Origin of the sequence: Paractinoplanes rishiriensis (assembly GCF_016862375.1) — a bacterium.
Classification (GTDB): Bacteria; Actinomycetota; Actinomycetes; order Mycobacteriales; family Micromonosporaceae; genus Actinoplanes; species Actinoplanes rishiriensis.
On the sequence record NZ_BOMV01000138.1, the window covers coordinates 1 to 6,527 of the forward strand.

Genomic DNA, 6,527 nt, shown 5'->3' on the forward strand with positions numbered 1-6,527 from the left:
GGAGGCGGCGCATGAGAAGACTGGTGGCAGGAATACCACACGCCGCACCACTTCGCCGCACGATTGCCTGGCTGGCGACGGTCCTGCTCGTCTGGACCCTGTCGCCGGTCACCGCAGCGCGGGCGGACAACCCGATCGTGCAGCACATCTACACCGCCGATCCGGCACCGATGGTTCACAACGGCCGGGTCTACCTCTACACCGGGCACGACGAGGACGGCTCGACCAACTTCACGATGCGCGACTGGCGGGTGTTCTCGTCGGCCGACATGGTGAACTGGACCGACCACGGCACCCCGATGAGCCTGGCCACCTTCGCGTGGGCCGACGCCAACGCGTGGGCCGGGCACGTCACCGCCCGCAACGGCAAGTTCTACTGGTACGTGCCGGTGCGCCAGCGGGGCGGCGGCATGGTGATCGGCGTTGCCGTCGCGGACAGCCCGACCGGGCCGTTCCGGGACGCGATCGGCCGGCCGCTGCTGGGCAACGCCGAGATTGACCCGAATGTGTGGATCGACAGCTCGGGTCAGGCGTATCTGTACTGGGGCAACCCGAACCTCTGGTACGTGCGCCTGAACGCCGACATGATCTCGTACTCGGGTGGGCTGACCCAGATCCCGCTGACCACGGCCGGTTTCGGCACCCGCACCGGCAACGCGAGCCGGCCCACCCTCTACGAGGAGGGTCCGTGGGTCTATCAGCGCAACGGCCTGTACTACAACGTGTTCGCGGCCGAGTGCTGCGGCGAGTTCATCGCCTATTCGACCGCGAGCAGTCCGACCGGGCCGTGGACCTATCGCGGGACGATCATGCCGCGACAGGGCGGCAGCTTCACCAACCATGCCGGCGTCATCGACTTCAACGGCGGGTCGTACTTCTTCTACCACAACGGCGCACTGCCCGGCGGCGGCGGTTTTACCCGGTCGGTGGCGGTGGAGAAGTTCACCTACAACGCCAACGGCACTTTCCCGACGATCAATATGACGACCGCCGGGGCGCCGCAGATCGGCACGCTGAATCCGTACGTGCGGCAGGAAGCCGAGACGATCGCCTGGAGCTCGGGCATCGAGACCGAACCGGCCAGCGGCGGGACCCTGAACGTGTGGTCGATCAACAATGGCGACTACATCAAGGTCAAAGGCGTCGGATTCGGTACGGGCGCCGCTTCGTTCACCGCCCGGGTGGCCTCGGCGGCCTCCGGTGGCCGGATCGAGCTGCGGCTCGGCAGCCCGACCGGAACTCTGGTGGGCACCTGCAACGTGTCCGGCACCGGCGGTTGGCAGACCTACGCGAACGTGTCCTGCCCGGTCAGCGGTGCCAGCGGCACGCAGGACCTGTACCTGCGGTTCACCGGTGGCAGCGGCGACCTGTTCAACCTCGACCACTGGCTGTTCACGGCGGGCGGCACCGGCACGCCGACCGCGTACCGGGTCACCAACCGCAACAGCGGGCAGGTGCTGGACGTGCAGTCGCCGAACACCCAGGACCTGGCCGTGATCGGGCAGTGGCCCGGCAACGGCAACGCCTGGCAGCAGTGGCGGTTCACCGATGCCGGCAACGGCAACGTCACCCTGCAGAGCGTCCACAGCGGCAAGTGCGCCGATGTGGTGAACTGGTCGGCCGCCGACGGGGCCGGGCTCGTCCAGTACACCTGCCACGGCGGCGCCAACCAGGTCTTCACCTGGCGTGCCACCGGCACCGGCTACTACCAGCTGGTCAACCTCAACAGCGGCAAATGCCTGAACGTGGCCGGCAGCTCCACCACGCAGGGCGCCGCGATCGAGCAGCGCACCTGCAGCAGTACCGCGACCAGCATGCAGTGGTCGCGCGCTTGACCTGTCGTCTGGTCACGCCCGGTGGCGGGGGCTGCGGCTCGTCCGGACGATAAGTTCGGGAGTCAGCAGCGTCGGCTGCCGGGCGGCGCGGTCGTCCGGTGCGGCCAGCCGCTCGAGCAACAGGGCGAGGCTGCGCCGGCCGAGCTCGGCGAAGTCCTGCCGGATGGTGGTCAGCGGCGGGAAGAAGTAGCCCGCCTCCGGGGTGTCGTCGAACCCGACGACGCTGACCTCGTCCGGCACCGATCGGCCGGCCTCGTGCAGCGCGCGGAGTACACCGAGGGCGATCCGGTCGTTGGCGCAGAAAACGGCGGTCACGGACGGATCGTCGGCGAGCCGGAGGCCCTGCTGGTAACCGGACGCCGCATCCCAGCCGCCACCGGCGACGGGCGGGACCGGCCGGCCGGCGGCTCTCAGGGTGGCCTGCCAGCCGCCGAGGCGTTCGCGGGCTTCGGGCCAGTCCAGCGGGCCGGAGACGTGGTGCACCGTCCGGTGTCCGAGATCGAGCAGGTGCCGGGTGGCCAACCGGCCGCCGGCGGCGTTGTCGATGCACACCCGGGGTGTGACACCGGCCGGCCCGGCACCGCCGACCGCCACGCAGCACAGCCCGGCCGATGCTTCGTCGAGCGCGTCGGCCACGGCCTCGTTCGGCGCGATGGCGATCACTCCGTCCACCACGTGGTGCGCGAGCCGGTCCACCGCCTCGAGCACGTCCGCGCCGGTCAGCTCCGGCATCGTCGCGATGCTCACCAGGTACCCGGCCTCCCGGGCGGCGCTCTCGATGCCGTGCAGCATCGAGGCGGGCCCGAACAGGGTGGTCTCGTAACCGATGATGCCGAGGGTGTACGACCGGCGGGTCACCAGCGTCCGCGCCGCGAGGTTGCGCCGGTAGTTCAGGGACCGCATGGCGTCCAGCACCCGCTGCCTCGTCTCGTCGCGCACCTTGGCATGGCCGTTCACCACCCGGGACACCGTCTGGTGGGAAACCCCCGCCAGCTGCGCGACATCCCGCATGCCGAAACGACGTTCCTGGAACGGCAAATCTCCTCCTGCGGGCGTTCTCAATAGACGCAGTCTAGCCGCCCGGACAACCAATAATGAGGATTTTTCCGCACTGAAAAAATGTAATGGTAAATCCTTAGCGTAAATCGGCGTACATGAATGTTATAAAGGCGCTTTCCGACCAAGACGTCGAGGAGTCATGTGATGCGAAGAAGGACGATTGGTGCGGCTCTCGCCGCAACCGCGCTGCTGCTCGGGATCGGCGGTGTGGCTTCCGCCGGCAACACCGCCGCGGCCGCCGAGTCACCGTTACCGGCCGCCGCGACCGGCGGTTGCGGCAAGACGCCGACCCTGCGCAACGGCACCTACACGATCCAGAGCGGCGGCCAGTCCCGCACCTACATCCTGCGGATCCCGGACAACTACCAGCCGGCCCTGAAGTACCGGTTGTTCGTCGGGCTGCACTGGCTCAACGGTTCCGCCCAGAACGTCGCCAACGGCGGTGGCGCGGCCGGCGCGGCCTGGGCCTTCTACGGCCAGCAGCGGGCCTCGAACAACGGCGCGATCTTCATCGCCCCGCAGGGGCTCGACGCCGGCTGGGCCAACACCGGCGGCCGGGATGTGACGCTGGTCGACGACATCCTGCGGGTGGTCGAGAACGACCTCTGCGTCGACACCACCCAGCGCTTCGCCCTGGGCTGGAGTTACGGCGGTTCGATGAGCTACGCGCTCGCCTGCGCCCGGCCGGCCGTCTTCCGGGCGGTCGTCGCCTACTCCGGTGCCCAGCTCAGCGGGTGTGCCGGCGGTACACAGCCGGTGGCCTACTTCGGCATCCACGGCACCCGCGACAGCGTGCTGGGCGTCAACCTCGGCCGGCAGATCCGGGACACCTTCGTGCGGGTGAACGGCTGCACGGCGCAGAACCCGCCGGAGCCGGCCAACGGCAGCCTGCGGCACATCACCACCGCGTACGCGGGATGCCGCGCCGGCTATCCGGTCCAGTGGGCCGCGTTCGACGGCGACCACACGCCCGAGCCCGTGGACGGCGGGGCCAACAACACCGCGACCACCTGGACCACCGGCGAGGTGTGGCGGTTCCTGACCCAGTTCGGGCCGGCCACCTCGCCGGCCGACGCGACGACCACGCCGCCCACCACGTCGCCCACGACGCCGCCCACCACCACCCCCACGACGCCGCCCACCACGGCCCCGACCACCCCGCCCGCGACCGGGGCGTGCCGGGTGTCCAGCACCGTGAACGCCTGGAACAGTGGGCTGACCGCCGACCTCACCGTCACCAACACCGGCAGCGCCGCCGTCAACGGCTGGTCCCTGACCTTCACCCTGGCCGCGGGCCAGACCATCACGGCCGGGTGGAACGCCGTTTACAGCCCGGGGTCCGGTCAGGTCACGGCCCGTAACGTCAGCTACAACGGCGCCATCGCGCCGGGTGGCTCGGTGAGCATCGGGTTCCAGGCGGGCCACACCGGCAACAGTGGCGCGCCGACCGGATTCGCACTTAACGGCGCCGCCTGCTCCGCCGCCTAGTCGGTTACCGAAAATTGCTTTCTGAAAAAGCGTAATGCGGGCGGCGTGAGAAGGAAATCGCGGCTTCTCGACATCCATTCTTGAGGCCGTGGGAGCGCTCCCGTAACATGCCTGGCACGGCTGTTAACGCTCACCGAACATTGACCCCCTCAATTGCGTTGGCAGTTCTCCCCAACCTTCGAAAGGTCCACCAATCATGTCCATCCCCAGAAAGGGCCGTCTAGGCCTGCTGTCCGCGGCCACCGCGGGTGTCGTCGTGGCGGCCACCGTCGCGGTGATCGGCGCCGCGGAGGCGGGCACCACGCTCGGCGCGTCGGCGGCGGAGAAGGGCCGCTACTTCGGCGTGGCGATCGCGGCCGGCCGTCTGTCCGACTCGACCTACAGCACCATTGCGCGGACCGAGTTCAACTCAATCGTGGCCGAGAACGAGATGAAGTGGGACGCGACCGAGCCGCAGCAGGGCCAGTTCAACTTCACCAACGCCGACCGCATCGCGAACTTCGCCGCCACCAACGGCAAACTTCTGCGCGGACATGCCCTGCTCTGGCACGCCCAGCAGCCGGGCTGGGCGCAGAACCTGTCCGGCACCGCGTTGCGTAACGCCGCGATCAACCACGTGACCCGGGTCGCCACCCAGTATCGCGGCAAGATCCATTCCTGGGACGTGGTGAACGAGGCGTTCGCCGACGGCTCCGGCGGTGGCCGCCGCGACTCCAACCTGCAGCGCACCGGCAACGACTGGATCGAGGCCGCGTTCCGGGCCGCGCGGGCCGCCGACCCGGGCGCCAAGCTCTGCTACAACGACTACAACACCGACGGCATCAACGCGAAGTCGACCGGCATCTACAACATGGTCCGGGACTTCAAGGCCCGCGGCGTGCCGATCGACTGCGTCGGCCTCCAGTCGCACCTGGGCACCAGCCTGGACTCCACCTACCAGCAGAACATCCAGCGGTTCGCCGACCTCGGCGTCGACGTGCAGATCACCGAGCTGGACGTTCAGCAGGGCAACAACCAGGCCAACATCTTCGCCTCGGTGACCCGCGCCTGCCTGGCGGTCGCCCGCTGCACCGGCATCACCGTCTGGGGCGTCCGGGACAGCGACTCCTGGCGTACCGGACAGAACCCGCTGCTGTTCGACGCGTCCGGCAACAAGAAGGCCGCCTACACCTCCGTCCTCAACGCCCTGAATGCCGGCGGCACCACGACGCCGACCACGGTACCGACCACTGGGCCGACCACTGGGCCGACGACGGCGCCCACCACGAACCCGCCGTCATCCGGGGCGTGCAGTGCGCGGGTGACCCTGAACTCGTGGAGCGGCGGCTACGTCGCTACGGTCCGGGTGACCGCCGGTTCGAGCGCGGTCAACGGCTGGACCGTCGGTGTCACCGTGCCCTCGGGCGGGGCGGTGACCAGCGCCTGGAACGCCACCAACACCGGCACCAGCGGCTCGGTCAGCTTCCGCAACGTCGGCTACAACGGCCAGATCGCGGCCGGCGGCTACACCGAGTTCGGCTTCCAGGGCACCGGCGCCGGCCCCACCGCGACGCCGACCTGCTCGGCCGGCTGACGCTCGTCCCTCCTCGCCCCCGGCCCGCTCTCCCCGGGCCGGGGGTCGTCCCCACGCCCTCCATCCGGGAGTTCCGCCGTGAAACGAAAGCTCTGGCTCGCCTCCGCCCTGGCCCTCGCGGTCGCCGGGGGCATCACCGCCGTGGCCACCGGCGCGCAGGCGGCCGTCGGCTGCCGGGTCACCTACGCAGTGACCAATCAGTGGCAGGGCGGCTTCGGCGCCAACGTCACCATCGACAACCTCGGCGACCCGCTCAGCGGGTGGCAGCTGGCCTGGACCTTCGGCGCCGGCCAGACCGTCAGCAGCCTCTGGAACGGCACCGTCGCGCAGTCCGGCAGCCAGGTCACCGTGTCCAACACGACGTGGAACGGCAGTGTGGCCACCGGCGGCACGGCCAGCTTCGGCTTCAACGGCACGTGGACCTCGGCGAATCCGGTGCCGGCGTCCTTCACCCTCAACGGTGTCGCGTGCACCGGTTCGACGGCTCCTACGACGACCCCGACGGCGGCACCGACCACGCCACCCACCACGGCACCGACCACTACGCCGACCACCGCACCCACCACCGGCCC

Annotated in this window: 5 protein-coding genes; 4 read left to right on the top strand and 1 reads right to left on the bottom strand. The window is 69.6% G+C overall.

Annotated elements, in window-relative coordinates:
• The first annotated feature begins 11 nt into the window (after positions 1-11).
• Positions 12-1,835, top strand: a complete 1,824-nt coding sequence (locus tag Ari01nite_RS49105; protein ID WP_203791620.1) for a family 43 glycosylhydrolase — start codon at positions 12-14, stop codon at positions 1,833-1,835.
• A 12-nt stretch (positions 1,836-1,847) separates the two neighbouring features.
• On the opposite strand, the gene Ari01nite_RS49110 is transcribed toward Ari01nite_RS49105, so the two are convergent.
• Positions 1,848-2,846 (bottom strand): LacI family DNA-binding transcriptional regulator, encoded by a 999-nt coding sequence (locus tag Ari01nite_RS49110; protein ID WP_203791621.1) that lies wholly within the window; start codon positions 2,844-2,846, stop codon positions 1,848-1,850.
• 192 nt (positions 2,847-3,038) lie between these two features.
• Here Ari01nite_RS49110 and Ari01nite_RS49115 point away from each other — a divergent pair, with 192 nt between their 5' ends.
• The 3 genes from Ari01nite_RS49115 to Ari01nite_RS49125 form a co-directional block, all read left to right on the top strand.
• Positions 3,039-4,382 (top strand): CE1 family esterase, encoded by a 1,344-nt coding sequence (locus Ari01nite_RS49115; RefSeq protein WP_203791623.1) that lies wholly within the window; start codon positions 3,039-3,041, stop codon positions 4,380-4,382.
• A 196-nt stretch (positions 4,383-4,578) separates the two neighbouring features.
• Positions 4,579-5,955, top strand: coding sequence for a glycoside hydrolase family 10 protein (locus Ari01nite_RS49120; protein ID WP_203791624.1), 1,377 nt, complete (start codon positions 4,579-4,581; stop codon positions 5,953-5,955).
• A gap of 78 nt (positions 5,956-6,033) precedes the next feature.
• Positions 6,034-6,527, top strand: a 494-nt coding sequence (locus Ari01nite_RS49125; RefSeq protein ID WP_203791625.1) for a cellulose-binding domain-containing protein, incomplete at its 3' end; no start/stop codon positions are given.

What these genes read in the sequence shown, in the direction of transcription:
- Ari01nite_RS49105 (WP_203791620.1), top strand. Translation starts at nt 12, where the DNA reads ATGAGAAGACTGGTGGCAGGAATACCACACGCCGCACCACTTCGCCGC.
- Ari01nite_RS49110 (WP_203791621.1), bottom strand. Translation starts at nt 2,846, where the DNA reads ATGCGGGATGTCGCGCAGCTGGCGGGGGTTTCCCACCAGACGGTGTCC.
- Ari01nite_RS49115 (WP_203791623.1), top strand. Translation starts at nt 3,039, where the DNA reads ATGCGAAGAAGGACGATTGGTGCGGCTCTCGCCGCAACCGCGCTGCTG.
- Ari01nite_RS49120 (WP_203791624.1), top strand. Translation starts at nt 4,579, where the DNA reads ATGTCCATCCCCAGAAAGGGCCGTCTAGGCCTGCTGTCCGCGGCCACC.